The 21,723-nt window shown below is 71.6% G+C and carries 16 protein-coding genes; 10 read left to right on the top strand and 6 right to left on the bottom strand.

Annotation, left to right across the window (positions count from 1 at the left end):
* The 7 genes from BLW84_RS28485 to BLW84_RS28455 form a co-directional block, all read left to right on the top strand.
* A partial coding sequence (locus BLW84_RS28485; protein WP_143061128.1) for an adenosylhomocysteinase occupies nucleotides 1-521 on the top strand: 521 nt, incomplete at its 5' end.
* A 31-nt stretch (nucleotides 522-552) separates the two neighbouring features.
* Complete coding sequence (locus tag BLW84_RS28480) at nucleotides 553-1,446, top strand: methylenetetrahydrofolate reductase (protein WP_093271292.1); 894 nt, start codon at nucleotides 553-555, stop codon at nucleotides 1,444-1,446.
* Between the two features lie 660 nt (nucleotides 1,447-2,106).
* Nucleotides 2,107-3,429, top strand: a complete 1,323-nt coding sequence (locus BLW84_RS28475) for a wax ester/triacylglycerol synthase family O-acyltransferase (RefSeq protein ID WP_093271290.1) — start codon at nucleotides 2,107-2,109, stop codon at nucleotides 3,427-3,429.
* A 56-nt stretch (nucleotides 3,430-3,485) separates the two neighbouring features.
* Nucleotides 3,486-4,931, top strand: coding sequence for a carboxylesterase/lipase family protein (locus BLW84_RS28470; protein ID WP_245761440.1), 1,446 nt, complete (start codon nucleotides 3,486-3,488; stop codon nucleotides 4,929-4,931).
* Nucleotides 4,932-5,005: 74 nt separating this feature from the next.
* Nucleotides 5,006-5,986 (top strand): phosphatidylinositol-specific phospholipase C, encoded by a 981-nt coding sequence (locus tag BLW84_RS28465; RefSeq protein ID WP_093271285.1) that lies wholly within the window; start codon nucleotides 5,006-5,008, stop codon nucleotides 5,984-5,986.
* 369 nt (nucleotides 5,987-6,355) lie between these two features.
* Nucleotides 6,356-7,144: an MBL fold metallo-hydrolase gene (locus BLW84_RS28460; RefSeq protein ID WP_093271282.1), complete on the top strand. Its 789-nt coding sequence runs from the start codon at nucleotides 6,356-6,358 to the stop codon at nucleotides 7,142-7,144.
* A gap of 67 nt (nucleotides 7,145-7,211) precedes the next feature.
* Nucleotides 7,212-8,612, top strand: coding sequence for an FAD-binding oxidoreductase (locus tag BLW84_RS28455; protein ID WP_093271280.1), 1,401 nt, complete (start codon nucleotides 7,212-7,214; stop codon nucleotides 8,610-8,612).
* Nucleotides 8,613-8,865: 253 nt separating this feature from the next.
* On the opposite strand, the gene BLW84_RS28450 is transcribed toward BLW84_RS28455, so the two are convergent.
* The 6 genes from BLW84_RS28450 to BLW84_RS28425 form a co-directional block, all read right to left on the bottom strand.
* Complete coding sequence (locus BLW84_RS28450; protein WP_093271277.1) at nucleotides 8,866-9,648, bottom strand: DUF899 family protein; 783 nt, start codon at nucleotides 9,646-9,648, stop codon at nucleotides 8,866-8,868.
* A gap of 240 nt (nucleotides 9,649-9,888) precedes the next feature.
* Nucleotides 9,889-12,072, bottom strand: a complete 2,184-nt coding sequence (locus tag BLW84_RS28445) for a thiamine pyrophosphate-dependent enzyme (protein ID WP_093271275.1) — start codon at nucleotides 12,070-12,072, stop codon at nucleotides 9,889-9,891.
* A 27-nt stretch (nucleotides 12,073-12,099) separates the two neighbouring features.
* Nucleotides 12,100-13,026 (bottom strand): LysR family transcriptional regulator, encoded by a 927-nt coding sequence (locus tag BLW84_RS28440; protein ID WP_093271273.1) that lies wholly within the window; start codon nucleotides 13,024-13,026, stop codon nucleotides 12,100-12,102.
* 366 nt (nucleotides 13,027-13,392) lie between these two features.
* Nucleotides 13,393-14,550: a Glu/Leu/Phe/Val family dehydrogenase gene (locus BLW84_RS28435; RefSeq protein WP_093271331.1), complete on the bottom strand. Its 1,158-nt coding sequence runs from the start codon at nucleotides 14,548-14,550 to the stop codon at nucleotides 13,393-13,395.
* A 248-nt stretch (nucleotides 14,551-14,798) separates the two neighbouring features.
* On the bottom strand, nucleotides 14,799-15,944 hold the full coding sequence (locus BLW84_RS28430; RefSeq protein ID WP_093271329.1) for an NAD(P)/FAD-dependent oxidoreductase: 1,146 nt from the start codon (nucleotides 15,942-15,944) through the stop codon (nucleotides 14,799-14,801).
* The gene (locus BLW84_RS28425) at nucleotides 15,944-17,527 is read right to left on the bottom strand and encodes an aldehyde dehydrogenase family protein (RefSeq protein ID WP_093271272.1); all 1,584 of its coding nucleotides are present in this window, start codon (nucleotides 17,525-17,527) and stop codon (nucleotides 15,944-15,946) included. Before BLW84_RS28425 ends, BLW84_RS28430 begins: the two co-directional genes overlap by 1 nt.
* A gap of 220 nt (nucleotides 17,528-17,747) precedes the next feature.
* Here BLW84_RS28425 and BLW84_RS28420 point away from each other — a divergent pair, with 220 nt between their 5' ends.
* From BLW84_RS28420 to BLW84_RS28410, 3 genes are all read left to right on the top strand, one after another.
* Nucleotides 17,748-18,686, top strand: coding sequence for an ornithine cyclodeaminase family protein (locus tag BLW84_RS28420; RefSeq protein WP_245761442.1), 939 nt, complete (start codon nucleotides 17,748-17,750; stop codon nucleotides 18,684-18,686).
* Between the two features lie 155 nt (nucleotides 18,687-18,841).
* Nucleotides 18,842-20,314 (top strand): amino acid permease, encoded by a 1,473-nt coding sequence (locus tag BLW84_RS28415; RefSeq protein WP_093271270.1) that lies wholly within the window; start codon nucleotides 18,842-18,844, stop codon nucleotides 20,312-20,314.
* Complete coding sequence (locus BLW84_RS28410; RefSeq protein WP_093271268.1) at nucleotides 20,311-21,696, top strand: GntT/GntP/DsdX family permease; 1,386 nt, start codon at nucleotides 20,311-20,313, stop codon at nucleotides 21,694-21,696. The genes BLW84_RS28415 and BLW84_RS28410 overlap by 4 nt, the downstream gene beginning before the upstream one ends.
* Nucleotides 21,697-21,723: the final 27 nt, after the last annotated feature.

The following is a 21,723-nucleotide window of genomic DNA, read 5'->3' as shown; positions in this document are numbered from 1 at the left end:
CCCTGGAAGACGTGGTGGAGACCGCGGATATCTTCGTGACCACGACGGGGAACTTCAACATCATCACCGCGGAGCACATGACGCGGATGAAGCATCAGGCGATCGTGGGCAACATCGGTCACTTCGACAACGAGATCGACATGGCCGGTTTGGAGAAGGTGCCGGGTGTCCGCAAGCAGGAGATCAAGCCGCAGGTCCACGAGTACGTGTTCGGGGACGGGCACTCGATCATCGTGCTGTCGGAGGGTCGTCTGCTGAACCTGGGCAACGCCACCGGGCACCCGAGCTTCGTGATGTCGAACTCGTTCACCAATCAGACGATCGCGCAGATCGAGCTGTTCACGAAGCCGGGGGAGTACGACAAGCAGGTGTATGTGCTGCCGAAGCACCTGGATGAGAAGGTCGCGCGTCTGCACCTGGACGCGTTGGGTGTGAAGCTGACCAAGCTGACCAAGGAGCAGGCCGCCTACATCGGTGTCGATGTCAACGGCCCGTACAAGCCGGACCACTACCGCTACTGATCGATTTCTCGGCTGAGAAGGAGACCAGGCCATGACTCGGGTCATAGACCGGCTGCGCCCCGGCAAGACGGTGTTCTCGGTGGAGTTCTTCCCCGCGAAGACCGACGAAGAGGAACGCCAGCTGTGGCGGGCCATCCGGGAACTGGAGCCGCTGGACCCCGCGTACGTGTCGGTGACCTATGGCGCCGGCGGGTCCAGCCGGGACCGCACCGTGCGCACCACCGGTCGGATCGCCAGCGACACCACCCTGGTGCCGGTGGCGCACCTGACCGGCGTGAACCACTCGATCGCCGAACTGCGGCACGTCATCGGCTCGTACGCGGCCGAGGGCATCACCAACGTGCTGGCGATCCGCGGCGACCCGCCGGGCGACCCGATGGGCGAGTGGATCCCGCACCCGGAGGGCATCACCTACGCCGACGAGCTCGTGCGGCTGGTGCGCGAGTGCGGTGACTTCAGCGTGGGCGTCGCGGCGTTCCCGCACCTGCACCCGCGCTCGGTGGACCTGGAGTCCGACACCCGGCACATGGTCAACAAGCTGCGGGCCGGGGCGGACTTCGCGGTGGCGCAGATGTTCCTGAAGCCGGAGGACTTCCTGCGGCTGCGGGACCGGCTGGCGCAGCACGGCTGCGACCAGCCGCTGCTGCCGGGGATCATGCCGATCACCACGCCGCGGGTGCTGGGCATGACCACGCAGCTGAGCAACATGACGATCCCCGACGAGGTGTCGGCGGTGCTGGACCCGTTGCGCGACGACGCGGCAGCCTTCCGGGCGGCCGGGCTGGAGATCACCACCCGGCTGTGCGAGAAGCTGATCGCCGAAGGCGTACCGGCGCTGCACTTCTACAGCCTCAACCGGGCCAAGGCCACCCGCGAGGTGGTGGCCAACCTCGGACTGGCCGACGGCGTGCTGAAAGCCGCCTGAGGTCCGAGCCGTCGAAGCCCGCCGTCCCTTCGGGGCGGCGGGCTTCTGCGCGTTGGGGCGGAATTCCTGGTGAGGTCGGTCACGGGTCCGGGGCGCGCATCCGGGCCGACCCGGTGCGTGGTGTCATCGAAGCCGGTCGGCCTGCCGTCGCGCGCGGTCGCCGTGCCCCGCATTCGGGTGACCGACCGCGGGTTCTCGGCACGCAGCGGAGCGATCAACGGCAGTGCCGGCGCACCGGACCCGGCCGCTTCCTTTTTGATGCGGTCCTGCGTTTCGCTACAGTTGACTCATCGCGGCCCGGTCGGCCGAATTCGGCCGAGACCGGAAATCGATCAGTCCATTTCGGACAGAAGTGCGATGGTGCACCGGAAGCGGTGTCCCGGGGGGTCGCAAATGTCAGGATCGGGGTTCGTCGAGTGCTGTCCGCTGGGCGGGAAGGGGCAGGTCGGTGCCGGTGTGCTCGCTCCGCGATCCCGAACCGTTCGAGGGCGAATCTTTTCCGCGCATTCCGGAAGATCAATTGGTTCGGGTCGGCTCGCGGAGTGCACTCGCCGTCCGGTGTTTCGGGAACGGAAACGGTTCGGTAACCCGGCCGGTCGAATTGCCGAGTTCAAATGGTTCGCGGACACGACTTCTCGAATTGCGCGGTGAGGTGCGGCGATGACGACGACGAGCGAGGTCAGCGCCCTCGACTGGGCGTTCCTCTGCCTGGAGCAGGAAACCGCGCCGATGCACCTCGGCGCGGTCGCGGTGTTCCGGCCGACGGAACCGGCGGACCGGTTGCGCCTGCTGGCGCTGCTGGCAGAGCGGGCGCAGCGGATCGCGCGGCTGCGGCTGCGGATCGGCCAGTCCTGGCTGCCCGGCCAGGCCCACTGGGCGGAAGCGCCGGAATTCGACGCATCCGATCACGTGCACAGCCACCAGCTGCCCACGCCCGGCGGGCGGGCGGAGCTGGCCGGGCTGGTCGCGGAGCTCCTCGCGGACCCGCTGGACCGGCGCCGTCCGCTGTGGGAGCTGCACCTGATCACCGGCCTGGACGGGGACCGGTTCGCGGTGCTGGTGAAGTTCCACCACGCCCTGGCCGATGGCCGCGAGGCCGTCGAAACGGGCCTGGCGCTGCTGGACGCCTTCACGCCCGCCGAGCAGGAACCGGCCTGCCCCGGCGGCGGCCCGCTGGAGCTGCTCCGGCGCTCGCGGCGGCTGATCGGGGCGGTGCGCGGAACCCTGTCGAAGTCCGGCGAGACGCTGGGCATCGCCTCGTCGGTGGTGCGCAACATGCGGGTGCCGGTCCCGGATTCGCCGCTGCGCGCCTCGTCCTCGACGGCGCGGCGGGTGGCGCTGGTCCCGATCGACCTCGCCGACCTGCGGCGCATCCGCGCGCGGCACGGCGGCACCACCAACGACGTGGTGCTCGCGGTGCTCGCCGGGGCGTTCCGCCGGTGGCTGGGCACGCGCGGGCATCCGGTCGGCGAGCTGCCGGTGCGGGCGCTGATCCCGGTCTGCCGCCGGCGCGGCGACGACACGAGCGGGAACAACCGGCTCTCCGGCTACCTGTGCGATCTGCCGGTGGACGAACCGGATCCGGTGGCGAGGCTGCAGGCGATCCGGGCCGCGATGAGGCGCAACAAGAGCGCGGGTCCGCTGCGCGGGCCGGGCGCGTTCCCGGTGCTGGCGGGCCGCGTACCGCAGATCGTGCACCAGGTAGCCGCCCCACTGGCCGGGCAGAGCGCTGCCCTGCTGTTCGACACGGTGATCACCAACGTGCCGCTGCCGGACTTCCCGGCGACCCTGGGCGGGGCGGCGTTGGCGGAGCTGTACCCGGTGGCCCCGCTGGCGGCAGGGCAGGCGCTGGCCATCGCGGTCTCGCAGTACCGCGACACCGTGCACGTCGGCGTGCACGCCAACCGCGCCGCGCTGCCGGATCTGGAGAAGTTCAGCAGCGCGCTGCCGCTCGCGGTTGCCGAACTCGGCGACCTGTCGTGACAGATTCGCCCGCACCACCACTGTTTTCCTGGTTATATGGTCGTATGGATCTTGTGGTGCGGACCGAACACGGAGCGGTGCGCGGCACCGTCGATGGTGGAATCAGCGCGTTCAAGGGAATCCCGTACGCGGCGCCGCTGGACGGCCCGCGCCGGTTCCAGGCTCCGGTCGCGCCCGAGCGCTGGGACGGCGTGCGCGACGCGTCGACGTTCAGCGCATCGGTGCCGCAGCCCGCGATCATGCCGGGCGTGCCGGCGTTGTGGAATCCCGGCGACGGCACCGATTGCCTCACCCTGAACGTCTGGACGCCGGACCTCGGCGGCGGTCTGCCGGTGATGGTCTGGATCCACGGCGGCGCGTTCCTGGGCGGCGCGACCGACAGCCCGGCGTACGACAGTTCGCAGCTGGTGAGCGACGGCGTCGTCGTGGTGACGGTGAACTACCGGGTGGGTTACGAGGGCTTCGGCTGGGTCCAGGACGCCCCGGCCAACCGCGGCATTCTGGATCAGCTCGCGGCGTTGCGCTGGGTGCGGGAGAACATCGCGGCGTTCGGCGGCGACCCGGACAACGTGACGATCTTCGGCGAGTCGGCCGGGGCGACCTCGGTGGCGGCGCTGGTCGCCGGTTCGGCCGAGCAGGGGCTCTTCCGCCGCGCCATCGCGCAGAGTCTCGGCTCGCTCTACTCCGACGAGGACGAGGCCCGCAAGATCGGCGAGCTGATCACCGGCCGGCTGGATGTGCCGGCCACCGCCGAGGCGCTGGGCGCGGTGCCGTCCGAGGCGATCCACTCGGTCCAGTCCCCGGTGATGCAGGAGATGGGCGCCGACCGTGCGGCGTGGACGAACTCCACGGCGTACGCGGTGGTCCTGGACGGGGAGGTGCTGTCGGAGCTGCCGTGGGTGGCGCTGCGCTCCGGTGCGGCTCGCGGCGTGGACGTGATCAGCGGCTACAACACCGACGAAGCCAAGATGTTCACGGTCGGGCTCCCCGCGGAGACGAAGGACCCGGCTGCGCTGGCGCAGGGCCTGCGGCTGGCGTCGTCGGTGGTCGACGAGTACCGCGCCGGATACCCGGGCGTCGACGACGCGGAACTGTTCACGGTGATGCTCAGCGACCAGCTGTTCCGCATGCCGTCGATGTGGCTCGCCGAGGGCCACGCCGCCGGCGGCGGGCGGAGCTACCTGTACGAGTTCTCCTGGCCCGCCCCGGGGCACGGCGGTGCGCTCGGTGCCTGCCACGGGCTGGACGTGCCGTTCACCTTCGGCGTGTCGGAGAGCGAGCTCACCGCGGCGTGGTTCGAGGGTGTGGTTCCGTCGGACTTCGAGGAGCTCTCCGGCGAGCTGCGCAAGGCGTGGGTCTCCTTCGCCACCACCGGCGAACCGGGTTGGCCCGCGTACACCACCGCCGACCGCTCGGCCCGGATCTGGAACGTGCCGCCGACGGTGGTGGCCGACCCGATCAAGCCGTCCCGGGAGATCTGGCGGCACCGCTTCCCGGTGTGAGATCGCCGAGGGCCGGGATGGCGATTTTCCGCCATTCCGGCCGTTGCCGCGGCAAGCACGGGATTCTCTTGCGCATGTCCGGAAGATCGGCTCGTGCGGCAGCGGTTCTGACGATGGCGCTGGCCGTCGCGGTCCTACCGGGGACCGCGGCCGCGGCGCCGCACTGCCAGAGCATCACGGAGACCTCGAACCCGGACTGGATGGCGGGCCTGCCGGACGACAGCAGCCTCGCGCAGCTGTCGATCCCGGGCACCCACCAAACCCTTTCGCTGCACGGCGGTTCGCTGACGCAGACGCAGGAGAACCACGGCGACAGCGCGGAAACGCTGGGCGTGCAGCTGCAGTCGGGCATCCGGGCCATCGACATCCGGGTGCGGCGCTACGACGACCGGTTCACCCTGCACCACGGGCCGTTCTACCAGAACGCCAACTTCTCGGACGTGCTGCGCGAGGCGGGCGAGTTCCTGGCCGCGCACCCCGGCGAAGCGGTGCTCATGCGGCTGAAGGCCGAGTGCACCGGCGAGATGACCTCGTGCACCGACGAGAACAGCCAGCTCGACACCGCGCAGATCCTCGACTGGTACCGGGACAACGATCCCAACGGCGGGTACCTGCTCGACCCGGCGGGCGGCGAGATGCCGACGCTGGGGCAGGCGCGCGGCAAGATCGTGCTGGCCACGCTGCAGGGCGCCGGCGGCGGGCTGTACGAGGGGCGCGGGCTCGGCCAGTTCAACAACGACACCTGGGGCGAGTACGTCCAGGACGCCTACGACGTGCCGACGCTGTTCGACATCGACGACAAGTGGTTCAAGGTCCGCGACCACCTGGGCAAGACGGCGGCCGCCGACTCCGGCCGGATGTTCCTGAACTTCTCCAGCGGTTCCAGCCCGGCGGCGTTCCCGAACGCGGTCGCCTGCGGCGCGTCCGGCTTCCGCGGCGTCAACGACTACGCCCTGGAGCACCTCAACGGCACCGACCTGCCGCGGACCGGGGTGATCATGATGGACTTCCCGGGAGCGGACCTGGTGAACGCCATCATCGCGGCCAACCGCTGACCGGACGGGGCCGTCCGGAGGCCGGGAGAAATCGGGAGCCGCCGGCGAACCACGTCCCGGCGCTGAAGCTCCCAATTTTAGGCAAAATCGCCGGCCTCCTCGGGAAGGTGCGGTTCCGAGGTTTCTCATTTTAGGCAAAATTGGGAGCCCCAGCGCCGGAGTGCGGGCCCTGGTGTGCCCAATTTTAGGCAAAACTGGGCGTTTCCCCGGGGCGTCATCGGACCGGTTTGGGCGGCGTCGGGGCGCATCGGACGGGCGGAAGGGAGAATCGCGGCGGAAGACATGTCCTCGGGGCGAGGAGACGATCCGTCATCTGGGCAAGGGCGGTCGGTCGTCGGGAACTGTGATGGGTACGAGGTGAGTGGGAAGTTGGGACGCTGGATCGACGTCGCCGACGGCGTGCTGGTTCGTCGGTACGAGGAGCTGGACCTCTCGGTCGGCCTCGTCGTGGGCGGTGAGCGCTGCCTCGTCATCGACACCGGCGGCGACGCCGGGCAGGGGGCCGAGCTCGCCGCGGCGGTCCGCGAGGTCACGCCGCTGCCCTGGTCGGTGGTCCTGACCCACGCGCACTTCGACCACAGCTTCGGCACCGAGGCGTTCCTGCCGTGCCCGGTCTGGGCGCACGACCGGTGCCGTGCCCAGCTCGTGGCCACGGGCGCGGATCAGCGCGAGAAGTGGGCCCGGAACTACCGCGAGCGGGGCGAGCACGAGGTCGCCGATCGCATCGACGCGGTGCGGATCGCGTTGCCCGACAACCTGGTCGGCGACCGGCAGGTGCTCGACCTCGGCGGACGCGACGTGGCGTTGCTCCACTTCGGACCGGCGCACTCCGACCACGACGTGGTCGTGCACGTGCCGGACGCGGGTGTCGTGTTCGCGGGCGATCTGGTCGAGCAGGGCGCGCCGCCGCAGTTCGGGGACGCGTACCCGCAGGGGTGGCCCGCCGCGCTGGACGGCATCCTCGCGCTGGACGCGCCCGTGGTGCTGCCCGGGCACGGTGAGCCGGTGGACCGGGAGTTCGTGCGGCACCAGCGCGCCGAGCTGGCGACCGTGGCCGAGCTGTGCCGGGCGGTGGCGGCGGGGGAGCTCACCGCGGAGCAGGCGGTGGCGCGTTCGCCCTTCCCCGAGAAGTTCACCCTGGACGCCCTGGCGCGCTGACCTCGTTGCGTGGGTTGGTGCCCGCGTTGGTTAACGTGAGTAAGTATCGCGGCGGACGGAGGACGGCATGTCAGGCACGGCGGAGAAGGCGCTCGCGGCGCTGCGCGCGGAACTGCCGGAGCCCGTGCTGCTGACCGACCCCGACTCCGTAGCCCGCTTCGCCCACGACGAGGCCGAGTGGGCCCCGCACGGCGAACCGCTGGCGGTGGTGCGCGCGACCAGCACCGATGATGTCGTCGCCGCAGTGCGGATCTGCGCCGAGCTGGGCGTTCCGGTCGTTCCGCGAGGCGCTGGGACCGGCCTCTCGGGCGGCGCGAACGCCATCGACGGCTGCGTGCTGATCTCCTTCGAGGGCATGAACGAGATCCTGGAGATCAACCCGCGCGAGCAGCTCGCCGTGGTGCAGCCCGGCGTGGTCAACGACGATCTGCGCGCCGCCTGCCGCGAGCAGGGCGCCTGGTACCCGCCGGACCCGGCCAGCTCGCCGTGGTCGACCATCGGCGGCAACGTCGCCACCAACGCCGGCGGCGTGTGCTGCGTGAAGTACGGCGTGACCCGCGACTACGTGCTGGGCATGGAAGCCGTCGTCGGCAACGGCGAGGTGGTGCGGCTGGGGCGGCGCACCGCCAAGGGCGTCGCCGGCTACGACCTGTGCGGGCTGTTCGTCGGCTCGGAAGGCACGCTCGGCGTGATCACCGAGATCACCGTCAAGCTGCTGCCCGGCCTGCGCGCCCCGGAGCGCACCGTGGTCGGGTACTTCGATTCCCTCGTGGCGGCAGGCGAAGCGGTGGCCGCGGTCGCCGCGGCCGGGATCGTGCCGTCGGCGCTGGAACTGCTCGACCAGCACTGCCTGAAGGCCGTCGACGAGTGGAAGAACATGGGCCTCAGCGCCGAGGCGAACGTGCTGCTGCTCGGCCGTTCCGACACGCCGGGCGCGGCGGGGGAGCAGGAGGTCGACGGGCTGCTGCGCTGCTTCGACGAGGCCGGCGCCACCTGGAGCGCCCGTTCCACCGACGAGCACGAGGCGGACGCGTTGTTCGCCGCGCGCCGACTGGCGTATCCGGCGCTGGAACGGCTCGGCCCGTTGCTGACCGAAGACGTCTGCGTGCCGCGGGCGAAGGTGCCGGAGATGCTGGCCCGCATCGAGGCGGCGGCGCAGCGGCACGACACGCAGATCGCCAACATCGCGCACGCCGGCGACGGCAACCTGCACCCGCTGATCATCACGCAGCCCGGTGACGATGCGGCGCGACTGCGCGCGCAGCGGGCCTTCGACGACATCGTCGCCGACGCCATCGCGATGGGCGGCACGGTGACCGGCGAGCACGGCGTGGGCCTGCTCAAGCGCAAGGGCCTGCACGCCGAGCTCAGCCCGGCGGTGATCGGCATGCACCACGCGGTCAAGAACGCCCTCGACCCCGCCGGGATCTTCAACCCCGGCAAGGTCTTCGGCGACCCGGACAGCTGACCTTTCCCCGTCTCTTCGGCAAAGTTGCTCCGAACGGGTTCGCCGCCTTCGTTTCCGATGGCGCGGCGCGAGCTGGTTGGCCTTCTCGGCGAGTCAGCCTGCGGGAGGGTCGATGGCAACCATCGCCGGGGCGCTCGCGACGAGCGCACGGCGCTGCCCGGATCGCGTCGCGTTGATCTTCGGCGAGGCCTGAACAGTCCTCTCCTGCCAGGAGCCCGTCACCTTCCAGACGAACCGCCACCGACCGAGCGCGTCAGTCGTGGTGGCCGTGCCTGCCGAGGGTCTCCACGGGGGTCGCGCCGGGGCGGGTCCACTGCGGCACGGGGCGGCTGGTCGGGCCCCAGGTGGCGTTCCCGTCCGCGTCCGAGCGCCAGGACCAGCACGACCTGCGCCCCTCAGGCCAGCCCGCGGGCTTGTCCTCCCATGCCTCGCCGCGGCCGTAGGGCGTCATGTCGAGCAGGCCGAGGGACCCGTTGACCGTCTCGTTGCCCCGGGCCGTCGTGGAGTAGGTGAGGAACGCGCGGTCGCCGTCGCGCAGGTAGCAGGTGAGGTAACCCATGCTGCCGCCGACCGGCTCGGCCAAGTCGCGCACCGAGTACCAGGGCTGGGTGTAACCCATGAACTCGACGTAGGGGGCCACCTCGTCCCAGCGGCCCGTGGTCAGGACGGCGTACGAGACGCCGCGGGCGTTGAGGTAGGCGGCGTCCTTCAGGTGCCAGGCCGTGGTGGTGCAGCCCTCGCACTGCCCCTGGTGCGGCGCGCCGTCGTGCCACATGTGCTTGTAGACCACGAGTTCGTCGCGGCCTTGGAACAGGTCCAGGAACGGGACCGGGCCGTCGGAGCCGACGACCTCGACCGTCCCGTCGAACTCCACCATCGGCAGCCGGCGGCGGGCCGCGGCGAGGGCGTCACCCTCGCGGGTGTGGGCCTTCTCGCGGACCAGGAGCTCGTCGCGGGCGGCCTGCCAGGTGGCCAGGTCGGCCACGGGCGGGCGCCCGGGCAGTGCGGTGGTCGGGTCGTTCGGTGTGGTCGCCATGGCGTCCTCCGTGGTGTCTCGTACCGGGCAGTAACGGTCACCAGTGCAGACTCGCGACCCGGCCGGAACTCATCGCGGCAAGGGACGCCCTCGGCCGAGCTTGCACGGACGAGCCCTCAGGCACCGGGCGTGCTGCGCTCTCGCCGGTCGGGTCGGGTGAGCGGGCCGTTCACCCCACCATCCCGAAGGCACGCACCGCCCGGCCTCGGCCCCGCAGCAACGCGACGTCGCTCGGTGGCGTCAGCGCTTCGCGAGTTCCAGGGCCGCCGTTTCGATGGTGTCCTCGTCGAGCAGGACGTGGTAGGCCGCCGCGCCGAGCGGGATGAAGCTGTCCTCGCTGGCGACCCGGGCGATCGGCCCGTCGAAGCCGCCGTCGACGAGCGCCGTCACCACCGGCTCGGAAACGCCGCCGCTGCGGCGGGTTTCGTCCACCACCAGCACCCGGCCGGTCGCGCGCGCCGCGGCCAGCAGGTCCTCGACCGGCAGCGGCGCCAGCCAGCGCAGGTCCAGCACCCGCGCCCCGATGCCGCGCTCCCGCAGCCGCTTCGCGACCCGCAGGCTCATCGGCACGCCGTTGCCGAAGCTGACCAGCGTCAGGTCGTCGCCGTCGCCGTACTCGCGGGCCCGCCCGATCGGCACGTGGTGCTCACCGGGCGCGGGGTACGACGCCAGCCACTCGCCGTCGCCGGGTTCGTGCAGGTCGCGCGTGTGGTACAGCGCGATGGGCTCCAGGAACACGCACACCCGGCCGTCCTCGTGCGCGGCGGCGACGCAGGTGCGCAGCATCGCGGCGGCATCGTCGGGCCGCGACGGCGAGGCGACCACGACGCCCGGCAGGTCGCGCAGCGCGGCGACGCTGTCATCGTTGTGGAAGTGGCCGCCGAAGCCCTTCTGGTAGCCGTAGCCGGCGATGCGCACGACCATCGGATTCCGGTACTGGCCGTTGGAGAAGAAGCTCAGCGTGCTGCCCTCACCGCGCAACTGGTCGGCCGCGTTGTGCACGTACGCGAGGTACTGGATCTCGGGGATCGGCATCAGCCCGGCGAGTCCCGCACCGAGCGCGGTGCCCAGGATGCTCTGCTCGTCCAGCAGCGTGTCGAACACCTTGGTGCCGCCGAACTTCTTGCGCAGCCCGCGCGTCACCCCGTACACGCCGCCCTTGCGCGAGACGTCTTCGCCGAAGACCACGACGCCCGGGTCGCGGCCCAGCTCCTCGGTCAGCGACCGGTTGATCGCCTGCGCCAGGGTCAGCGGTCCCTCGGCCTCGGGCAGCTGATCGGCGAAGACCTCCGCGCGCCCGGGCGGGACCTCGCCCGCCCGGCGCGCGACGGCGTCGGGCCGGTCCTGGCAGATCGACGCCATCACCTCGGCGGCGCTGCCCAGCTTGCGGCGGCCGAGCGCCTCCTCCGCGATGCGCGCGACCTCGGCCCGCTTGTCCTCGTAGCGCGCGAGTACCTCGCCCGGCTCCAGGATCCCGTTGTCCACCAGCGCTTTTGCCGTGCCGAGCAGCGGGTCGCGCTGGTAGTCGGCGGCGATCTCGGTGCGCGATCGGTAGCCGGATTCCACGTCGGATCCGGCGTGCCCCATCAGCCGCACCGTCCGCAGGTGCAGGAAAGCCGGGGCGCGGTGCTCGCGAACCCAGTCCACGGCCTCCCGCGCCACCGCCAGGCTCCGCACCGGATCGGCGCCGTCGACCGCGAAGTACCGCAGCCCGGTGCGGTTGCCGTAGGTGGATTCGATCCAGCCCTGCGGGGTGCGCACGCTGATCCCGATGCCGTTGTCCTCGCACACCAGCAGCAGCGGCATCGGCAGGCCCTGGAAGGCGCAGTGCAGCGCCGAGTTGATCGCGCCGGTCGCGGTCGAGTGGTTCGCCGAGGCGTCGCCGAAGCTGCACACCACCACCGAATCCGCCGGCCACGCGGTCGGGACGCCCAGCTTCGCGGCCCGTCCCAGGGAGAACGCCAGGCCGACCGCGCGGGGCAGGTGCGAGGCGATGGTCGAGGTCTGCGGGATGACGGACAGCTCGGCGTTGCCGAACACCTTGTGCCGTCCGGCGGAGATCGGTTCGTCGGCCGCGGCGACGATGCCCAGCAGCACGTCGCGCAGGGGGTGCTGCCCCGGCACCTGCCGGCCGCGCCGGACGTAGAAGCCGCCGGAGCGGTAGTGCAGCAGCGCCGGATCGGTCGGACGCAGCGCGGCGGCGACCGCGGCGTTGGACTCGTGCCCGGACGAGCCGATGCTGTAGAAGCCCTTGCCCTGCGAGCCCAGTCGGCGCGCCTGGAAGTCCAGGTGCCGGCTGCCGGCCTGCGAGTCGAACAGCGCCAGCAATTCCTCGCCCGGCCCCGTGCCGGTCGAAGGCCGAGCGGACCAACCGGCCACGGCGGCCCGGAAGAACTCGTCGACGGGCTCGGTCTTGTCGCTCATTCGTCCTCCGTGTTGCAAGCGTGCGGGTCAGTGCTCGCGCGGTTCCGCGTGCCAGCCGTTGGCCACCTGGGCGCAGGACTTGGCCAGGCACTCCAGCGCGATCGGCAGCAGCGGGTTGGTGTTCTGCTTCCGGTACAGGGCCTTGACCCTGCGGTGCGGCTGCCAGCCGGCGATCCGGGAGATGCGCACGTGGTCGTCGGGGATCGCCAGCCCGGGCAGCACCGCGACGCCGAGGTCGCGGGCCACCAGGTCCCGGATCACCGAGTAGTCGTTGCTGCGGAAGGTGATCCGCGGCACGAACCCGGCCGCGGCGGCCAGCCGCACCAGCGCCCGCGCGCCCGCGGTGTCCTGCCGGGTGGAGATCCAGGCGTCGCCGGCGAGCTCGCGCAGCTCCACCTCCGGGGCGCCGGCCAGCCGGTGCGTCTCGGGCAGCGCCAGCCGCAGCGGCTCGGCCATCAGCTCCTCCACGCACAGCTCGATCGGCCACTGCCGCGGATCGAGGTCGTACTCGAAGACCACCGCCGCGTCCAGGACACCTTCGAGCACGTCGCCGAGCACCTCGTCCGGCTCGCCCTCGTCGAGCTGCACCTCGGCACTGGGCCGCTCGGCGACCACGGCGGCCAGCACGTCGGGCAGCACCCGCGCGTTGGCGGTGGCGAAGCTGGCCAGCCGCAGGCTGCCTTCCTCACCGGCGACCATCGCCCGCACCTCGCGTTCCAGCGAGTCGAGCGCGCCGAGCGCGTCGCGGCTGCGGTCGGCGAGCCGGACCGCCAGCGCGGTGCTGCGGGCGCTGCGGGCGGAGCGCTCGAAGAGCGGCGCGCCGACCGCGCGTTCCAGCAGCACCATCTGCTGCGACACCGCCGACGCGGTGTAGCCGAGCACCCTCCCGGCCTCGGCAAACGAGCCGGTGCGGACGCATTCCTGCAGGGTTCTCAGGTGGATCGGGTTGAGCACGCCTGCCCCCTCAGCTCTCGTCTTCCAGACCGCGCACCCGGCGTCGGCCCGCGATTCCCGTTGCAATGAGCGTTTTCCATCCTCGTTTTGCGTGGCGGTGCGGGGGGCGGAACCTCAGCGCCCGCCTGGACTGTGGGTGCCCAACCTGATGTATGTCCGATACACGGCGGTTGGGCCGTCCTCGCCAGGCGAACGCTGAGAACCCGCGGCGGTGCAAGCTGCGTAGGTGGGCTATGCGCCTGCGGCGCATGCGACTGCTTCCGGGATACGGTCCGTTGGCTGTCGCGGCTGCGGTCACCAGCCAAGATGAAAATCGCTCAATCGAACCTCCGATTTCAACGGGAATCGCGGAGTTCGCGGCAGTTCTCACGCGGTCGCGATGCTGGGCAACCGGCCGCGCAGCTGCATCGCCGTCCGCACCCGCTGCTTCGCCAGGTCCAGCGCCGCCTGGTGCGGCAGCACGCCGTCGGCCTGCGCGGTGTCCAGCACCAGCACGGTGTTGTTGCGGGTCCGCTCCGCGACCGCCCGCAGGATCGCGGTCGGCTCCGGCCGGAACGCGGAATACCGCGCGTCCATCGCGAAGCCGGCCGCGATGGCGCCGCCGGCGTTGGCGATGAAGTCCGGCACCACGGTGACCTCGCGGGTGGCCAGCAGCCGGCGGGCCTCCGGCGTGGTCGGCAGGTTCGCGCCCTCCACGACCAGCCCGGCCCTGATGCCGGCGGCGACGGCTTCGTCGATGACGTCCTGCCCGGCGGCCGGGATCAGCACGTCGCAGTCGACCAGCAGTTCCTCGCCGCGCGGAATCCGCTGCTGCGCCGAGGCCTTGGCCACGCACGCGTCGCCGAACTCGGCGCGGGCGTCCAGCCACCGCGGCACATCGAGCCCGTCCGGGTCGTGCACCGACCCGTCGATCGTGGACAGCGCCACCAGCTGCGCGCCGAGCTCGTGCAGCCGCTTCGCCGCAGCCGCCCCGACGGCGCCGAAGCCCTGCACCGCCACCCGCGCGCCGGCCACGCTGCGGCCCTGCCGGGCCAGCGCCGCGTCCACGGCCTCGGCGACGCCGTGGCCGGTCACGCCCAGCTGGTCGTAGGGCACGCCGCCCAGCGATTCGGGCACCCCGACGGCCGCGCCGCGATCGCCGAGCTCGTCCTGGATGATCGCCGCGTCGTGCTCGGTCATCCCCATGTCCAGCCCGGCGACGTAGCTGGCCGGGATCTGATCGGCCAGCCGCCGCGCGAAGGCCCGCACGATCCGCTCCTTGTCCGGCGAGTCCGGGTCGGCGAAGATGCCGGCCTTCGCGCCGCCGTGGAACAGGTCGACCGCGGCCCACTTCCAGGTCATCACGCGGGCCAGCCGGGCGACCTCGCCGACGGTGACGGTCGGGCTCATTCGGGTGCCGCCCTTGCCGGTGCCGCGGGCGGTGTTGTCGATGACCAGCACGCCGCGCATGCCGGTCCGCGCGTCGGAGACGCACACGACCTTCTCCGGGCCCCACTCGTCGATCTCCTGCAACAGATCACGCACGGTTCGCGCTCCTTCGTCGGCTGCGCCGCGCGCAGCCCGCATCGGGGAATTCAGTTCTCGTTTTTGAAGCGGCGAAGCCGCTTAGCCCACCCTCATAACCGGCACCGCCGCGGGTTCTCAGGCGTCGTCTCGGGAGGACAGCCCTAGCGCTGTGTATTGGACATACATGAGTCGGGGATCCCGGACCGAGACGGCGCCTGAGGTTCCGCTACCCGCACCGCTACGCAGAAAGAGTCCAAAACAGCCTTTCAGACGCAGTTGTGCTCGGGGCGGACCTTGGCCCCGGCGAAGCGGCGGGCGTCGAGGCCGGAGACGTCGACGACCGGTCGACGGCCGAGCACGAGGTCGCGCATCACCTCGCCGATCGCCGGCCCCTGCAGGAAGCCGTGGCCGGAGAAGCCGGTGGCGTACAGGAAGCGGCTCGGTCCCGCCGCCTCGCCGATCAGCGCGTTGTGGTCGGGCGTCATCTCGTAGAGCCCGGCCCAGCCGTGCGCCACGCCGATGTCGGCCAGCCGCGGCGCGCGCCGCGCCACCGCGTCGGCGAGCCGCCCGAGCCAGCGGTCGTCGGTGTTGAGCCGGAAGCCGTACTCCTCGTCGGGGTCGGACATGCCGATGAGCAGGCCCGGGCCCTCGTCGTGGAAGTAGAAGCTGGTGCCGAAGTCGATGGTGAACGGCAGCCGACGCGGCAGGCCCGGCACCGGCTCGGTGACCAGGATCTGCCGGCGCAGCGGGCGAACAGGCAGCTCGACGCCGGCGAACTCGCCGACGGCCGCCGACCAGGCGCCCGCCGCGCAGACCACTGTGGACGTTTCGACGGGGCCGAAGTCGGTGTGCACCGCGGTTATCTCGCCGCGGGTGACCTCGATGCCGGTCACCGGGCAGTTCCGCCGCAACAGTGCGCCGTGGTGCCGGGCGCCCTGCGCGTACCCCTGCACGACCGCCTCGGGCGTGCAGTGCCCGTCGGTGGGGGAGAAGGCCGCCGCGCGCAGCCCGTCCGGCACGACGTACGGCGAGAGCTCGCAGGCCTCCCGGACGGTCAGCATCCGGCTGGGCACGCCGAACTCGTTCTGCAGCCGCACGCCGCGCTCGAAGGCCGCGACGTCCGCGTGATCGGACAGCAGGAACAGGTAACCGTGCTGCTTGAGGTCGATCTCGCCGCCGGGCCGCCGCGCGAAGTCCTCGAACGCCCGCAGGCTGCGCTGTCCGAGCTCGATGTTGACCGGGTCGGAGAACTGCGCCCGCACGCCGCCGGCGGCCTTGCTGGTGCTACCCGCGCCGAGCTCGTCGCGCTCCAGCAGCAGCACGTCCACGCCGGCCTCGGCGAGGTGGAAGGCGGTGCTGACGCCCACCACCCCGCCGCCGATCACGACGACTTCTGCCCGGTGCGGCAGCATCACCGCGCACCGCCGAGTTCCGGTGGCAGCCGGAAGTCCAGCTCCGGCTCGACGGTGTCGACGTCCATCTGAGCCTTCTGCAGCTTGCCGGAGAAGTCCCAGTTCAACGACTGCCAGCGGGTGAACTGGTCGAGCACCCAGACGCCGGACTGGCGGCTGCCGTTGCCGGACTTGCCGTTGCCGCCGAAGGGCAGGTGCGCCTCCGCGCCGGAGGTCGAGTTGTTCACGCTGACCATGCCCGCGCCGATGCCCTGCCGGAACCGGAACGCGGTGGCCGGGTCGGTGGTGTAGATCGCCGCGGACAGCCCGTAGCCCGGGGCGTTGCCCAGCTCGATGGCCTCGTCCAGGGTGTCGTAGGTGGTGACGCCGACGATCGGGCCGAAGGTCTCGTTGCGGAACACGTGGTCGTCCGGCCGCAGCCCGTCGAGCAGCACCGGGTGGTAGTACAGCCCGGTCGACGGATCGCCCTGGAATCCCTTGCGCGGCGCCGAATCGGTGATCCGGCCGACCGATTCCGAACCGAGCACGGTGTGGTGCTCGGCGATGTTGCCCAGGATGGATTCGAAGTTGTCGGCGAACTTCTGGTCCAGCAGCGGGCCGTAGAGCACGTCGCCCGCCGGGTCGCCGATGCTGGCCGCGCGCAGCGCCGCGTCCAGCCGCCCGACGAACTCGTCGTGCACGTCGCGGTGCACGATCAGGTTGCCCAGCGAGGTGCAGCGCTGCCCGGCGGTGCCCCAGCCGGAGAACAACGCGCCCTCCACGGCCAGGTCGAGCTCGGCGTCCGGGGTGACGATCATCGGGTTCTTGCCGCCGAGCTCCAGGCACGGGCTCTGCAGATAGCGGCCGCACAGCTCGCCGACCCGCGCGCCGACCTCGCTGGAACCGGTGAAGCCGACCTTGTTGACGGTGCCCGCCGCCAGCGCGGACTCCAGGCCCTTGAAGGTCGCCTCGCCGTCGGTGTAGACGAGGTTGAGCACGCCCTTGGGCACCCCGGCGCGCCAGGCCAGCTCGGCCAGCGCCCGGGCCGCGCCCGCGGCGTACTCGGCGGGCTTCCACACCACGGCGTTGCCGCACAGCAGCGCGGGCACCATGTACCAGGACGGCACCGCGACCGGGAAGTTGCCCGCGGTGATCACCACCGCGACGCCCACCGGCACGCGGAAGGTGAACAGCTGCTTGTCCGGCATCTCCGAGGGCACGGTCTGCCCGTAGAGCCTGCGGCCCTCACCGAGGAAGAAGTCGCAGGTGTCGATGATCTCCTGCACCTCGCCGAGCGCCTCGGCGTAGGGCTTGCCGATCTCCCGGGTCACCAGCCGCGCCAGCGACTCCTTGTTCGCCTCGACCAGCCGGCCCAGCCCGGCCACCACCCGCCCGCGCACCGGCGCGGGCACCTGCGCCCACTCGCGCTGCGCGCGCTGCGCCTGCTCGGTCGCGGCCAGCAGCGTCTCGGGCCCGCCGAGGGCGACCTCGGCGACGACGTCATCCAGGTTCGCCGGGTTGCGCGAGAGGTACTCGCCTCCGCCGTCGACCCGGGCGGGGGCGTCCGGACCGATCACGGAGCTCAACGTCGACTGCACCGACATGCACCTCTTCCAGCTCGTTGGGGTTCTCGTGCGCAGGTGTGCCGCGGGACACGTGCGCCGCCGGGATCACCGTAAATCCCCGGAGGCGTATTCGCGGAGAATCAGAAGAGTGATTTCTTTTCCTTCTGAGCGACAGCTCAGCTTCTGCTCTCGATGATCTCCGCGCGCCCGGGATGTCGATCTCTACCGCCGCGGCCGGAGGTGTGGCAGCGTGCCGCGCATGGACGTGTGGAGCGACGCCGACGTGGCCGCGGCGCTGGACCTGGACACCGCCATCGCCTCGCAGCGGCTGGCGTTCGAATCGCTCGGTCGCGGCGAGGCGCAACTCGCCGAGAAGGTCGCCATCCGAACGGGCGACGACACGACGCTGTGCTACCTCAGCCGCCTGTCGCCGAGGCACGGAGCCGTCAGCAAGCTGGTCGCGGTCCACCCCGGCAACGCCGGCCGGGGCCTGCCCGCGATCTCGGCGACGGTGCTGGTCCTGGACGCGGCCACCGGCCGACCGGTGGCCACCATGCAGGCCACCGCGCTCACCGAGATCCGCACGGCCGCGGGCAGCGCCATCGCCGCCGACGCGCTCGCGGTGCCCGACGCCGACGAGCTCGCGATCCTCGGTTCCGGAGTGCAGGCGAGGGCGCACGCCCGCGCGATCGCGCGCGTGCGCGAGCTGCGCGAGATCCGGATCTACAGCCGCGACGCGGCGCGCCGTGAGGCCGCGGCCGCGGAACTGGCGGCCGAGCTGGGCATCGCGGTGCGAGCCGTGGCGAGCGCCGGGGAAGCGGTCCGCGAAGCGCCGCTGATCGCGGCCTGCACCCTCAGCGCGGAACCCGTCGTCCCGACCGCCGCGGTCGCGGCGGGAGCGACGGTGATCAGCGTCGGCAGCTTCGAGCACCACCGGTGCGAGGTGGACGCGGAGCTGATCCGGCGCGCCGGAGCGGTCGTGGTCGACGAAGTCGGCACGGCCGCGACGCACGCGGGACCGATCGTGCGCGCCTTGGAGCGCGGCGACATCGAGCGCGCGCAGCTGCGAGCGCTCGGCGCGGTGCTGCTGGGCGAAGCCCCCGGGCGCGCCAGCGCGGAGGAGGTGGTCTTCTACAACAGCGTCGGTCTGGGAGTCCAGGACGCCGCCGCGGCCCACGCCGTCCTCGGCTCCCTCTGACGCGAATCCCGGCTCGTCGCGGGAAAAGGCGAAGGGTTGCTTGGGGTCAGGGGAAGGCATCCGCGTGCTTCGCCGTCTTTCCCGGATGATCCCCATCGACGAACATCCCCGCATCGCGTGATCGCCAACCGGCGTTGCCAGCGGGGAGGTACTCGGTGCGAGATGAGACAGCCGCGACCGGCGGGTCGCTGTTCGGGACCGGGCCGAACGGGATCTTCCGCCGCACCGTGCCGAAACCCGAGGAGCAGGGCGACCGGCGGATGCTCCGCGTGCTCGGGTTGCCGCAGCTGACCATGATCGGCGTGGGCGCCATCATCGGTGCCGGGATCTTCAGCCTCGCCGGGGCCGTCGCCCGCGACGTCGCCGGTCCCGCCGTGCTGGTGTCGTTCCTCATCGCCGGCGCCGCTTCGCTGTGCGCCGCCTTCGCCTACGCCGAGTTCGCCGGGATGGTGCCGCGCGCCGGGTCGTCCTACACCTACGCCGCCGCCGTGCTCGGCGAGGTCGTCGGCTGGATCATCGGCTGGGACCTGCTGCTGGAGTACACCGCGATCGTCGCGACCGTCTCCATCGGCATGTCCGGCTACGCCGGGTTCCTGCTGGACGCCATCGGCGTCGACCTGCCCGCCTGGATGCTCGGCGCGCCCGGCACCGGCGAGGGGCACCGGGTGGACCTGATCGCGATGCTGATCTGCCTCGGCGTGGCCTGGCTGCTCAACCGCGGCACGAAGACCTCGGCGAAGGTCGACGTGGTGCTCACCGTCGTGAAGATCGCCGTGGTGCTGCTCGTCGTGGTCGTCGGACTGTCCCAAGTGGACTTCGGGAACCTGACGCCGTTCGCGCCCTTCGGCTGGGGCGGCGCGGTCACCGGGGCGGCCACGGTGTTCTTCGCGGTGTTCGGCTACGACGCGCTGTCCACCGCCGCCGAGGAATCCGTGGAGGCCCGCAAGCTGATGCCGAAGGCGATGGTCTGGTCGCTGGCCATCTCGATGGTGCTCTACGTCGGCGCCTGCATCGTGCTCACCGGCATGGTGCCCTACCACGAGGTCAACCCGGACAGCGGTTTCTCCAGCGCGTTCGCCAGCGTCGGCATGTCGGGCGTGGCGACCGTGATCGCGGTCGGCGCGATCCTCGGCATCGTCACGGTGAGCTTCTCGTTCATGATGGGCGCCTCCCGGCTGTGGTACGCGCTCAGCCGCGACGGGCTGATGCCGAAGTGGTTCGGTGAACTGCACCCGGTCCGCCGGGTGCCGCACCGCGCGACGTGGATCCTCGGCATCGTCGCCGCGGCGCTGGCCGGGCTGCTGCCGGTGCAGGAGGCCGCCGAGCTGACCAACATCGGCGTGCTGTTCGCGTTCGTCCTGGTCTGCGCCGCGGTCGTGGTGCTGCGCTACCGCAGGCCCGGCCTGCCCCGCGGCTTCCGCTGCCCGGGCATGCCGGTGGTGCCGGTCCTCGGCGTGCTGTTCTCCGCCTGGCTGATGTCGTTCCTGGCCGGCGAGACCTGGCTGCGCTTCGCCGGCTGGCTGGTGGTCGGCCTGCTCGTCTACGGCCTGTACAGCTACCGGAACACGCGGCGAGTGATGCCGGGCGGTTCTGTCGACCTGAGCGCGCTGGACGAGGAGCAGAAGTGACGACTGAACAGGGCACGACCTGGAAACCACGCGCCGCCGCAGGCGTTTTCGGCGCCGCGATCGTTACCGGCGCGGCGATCCTCGCCACCGGCGGCGCGGGCACCCTGTGGGGCCTGACGCCGATCGTGGTGTACGCGATCCTCGTCCTGCTCGACGTGGACGTCGTGCTCGCCACCCTCGCCGCGCTGGTCGTCGCGGCGCTGGAGACCGGCACCGCGCCACTGGAGCTGGGCAAGCTGATGGGCGAGTCGCTGGGCTCGTTCATCGCCGTGGTCGGCATGATCATCCTGCTCGGCGGCGGTCTCGGCCGGGTCGTCACCGAGACGGGCGCGGCCGCGACGATGGTGCGGATGGTGTTGCAGGGCATCGGGATCAGCACCCCCCTGCGGTTCCGGATCGGCGTGATGCTGTCGGCGACGCTGCTGGGCGCGGCACTGGGCACGCTGTCGGGCGCGAGCGCCCTGCTGGTGCCGATCGTGCTGCCGATCGCCGCCGCGATGCGGCTGACCCCGCCGTCGATGGCCGCGATGTTCCACGCGGGCACCGCCGCGGGCCTGGTCACCGGGCCGTTCACGCCGCCGGTGGTCACGATCATGGGCACCGCGCAGATCGGCTACGGCGAGTACCTGCTCAGCGCCGGGATCCCGATGGCCGCCACCGTCTGGCTGACCGGGCTGGGCATGTCGCACTGGATCCAGCGGCGCACCGAGGGCGGCGAGGCCTACCCGGACGACGTCGCCGAGGAGTCCGAGCACGACCCGGCGACCGCCAGGCGGGCGACCATCGGCTTCCTCGGCAGCATGGTGGTCCTGGTGGCGCTGGGCATCGCGTTCCAGGCGAGCTACACCTACGTGCTGATCGTGATGCCCGCGGCCGCCGCGGTCACGGCCCTGTGCGGCCGCATGTCGCCGACAGCGGCGCTGCACGCGATGTACCGGGGCGCGCAGCCGCTGCTGTGGCTGTTCCTGCTGTTCTGGCTGCTCAACCCGATGCTGGAGCTGCTGGAGCGCTCGGGCGCCTACGACGCGATGCAGCGGCTGGTCGCGCCGACGCTGGGCGATGTCGGGCCGTGGCTGTTCTGCATGATCGTGCTGGTCGTCGGCTGGCTCGGGGTCTCCGGTGCGGCGGTGGCGCAGGTGGTGCTGCTGCAGAAGCTGTTCGGCCCGGCGCTGGCGGGGCTGGGCATTCCGCCCGGCGCGTGGGCCGCGGTGCTGCTGGGCTCCTCGCAGATCGACTGGTTCGGGCCGTTCCCGGGGCCGGACATGATCGGGCAGATGGGGCTCGCGCGCTCCCGGAACCTGCGGATGATGATGTTCAACGGCTGGGCCATCATGGTCGCCAACCTGGCCCTGTTCGCGGTCCTGTTCCTCGTCCTGATCTGACCCGGGCAGGCCCGCCCGAGGAATCAG

It is taken from the genome of Saccharopolyspora shandongensis, from assembly GCF_900106995.1.
GTDB classification, from domain to species: domain Bacteria; phylum Actinomycetota; class Actinomycetes; order Mycobacteriales; family Pseudonocardiaceae; genus Saccharopolyspora; species Saccharopolyspora shandongensis.
Note: the sequence above shows the minus strand (reverse complement) of the source record. Positions and strands in the feature narration are given on the sequence as shown.

Bases quoted from the DNA above. Each gene is read 5' to 3' on its own strand.
- BLW84_RS28425 (WP_093271272.1), bottom strand. From the start codon at position 17,527: ATGTCGGTGCAGTCGACGTTGAGCTCCGTGATCGGTCCGGACGCCCCC.
- BLW84_RS28420 (WP_245761442.1), top strand. From the start codon at position 17,748: ATGGACGTGTGGAGCGACGCCGACGTGGCCGCGGCGCTGGACCTGGAC.
- BLW84_RS28480 (WP_093271292.1), top strand. From the start codon at position 553: ATGACTCGGGTCATAGACCGGCTGCGCCCCGGCAAGACGGTGTTCTCG.
- BLW84_RS28455 (WP_093271280.1), top strand. From the start codon at position 7,212: ATGTCAGGCACGGCGGAGAAGGCGCTCGCGGCGCTGCGCGCGGAACTG.
- BLW84_RS28445 (WP_093271275.1), bottom strand. From the start codon at position 12,072: ATGAGCGACAAGACCGAGCCCGTCGACGAGTTCTTCCGGGCCGCCGTG.
- BLW84_RS28465 (WP_093271285.1), top strand. From the start codon at position 5,006: ATGTCCGGAAGATCGGCTCGTGCGGCAGCGGTTCTGACGATGGCGCTG.
- BLW84_RS28430 (WP_093271329.1), bottom strand. From the start codon at position 15,944: ATGCTGCCGCACCGGGCAGAAGTCGTCGTGATCGGCGGCGGGGTGGTG.
- BLW84_RS28475 (WP_093271290.1), top strand. From the start codon at position 2,107: ATGACGACGACGAGCGAGGTCAGCGCCCTCGACTGGGCGTTCCTCTGC.
- BLW84_RS28450 (WP_093271277.1), bottom strand. From the start codon at position 9,648: ATGGCGACCACACCGAACGACCCGACCACCGCACTGCCCGGGCGCCCG.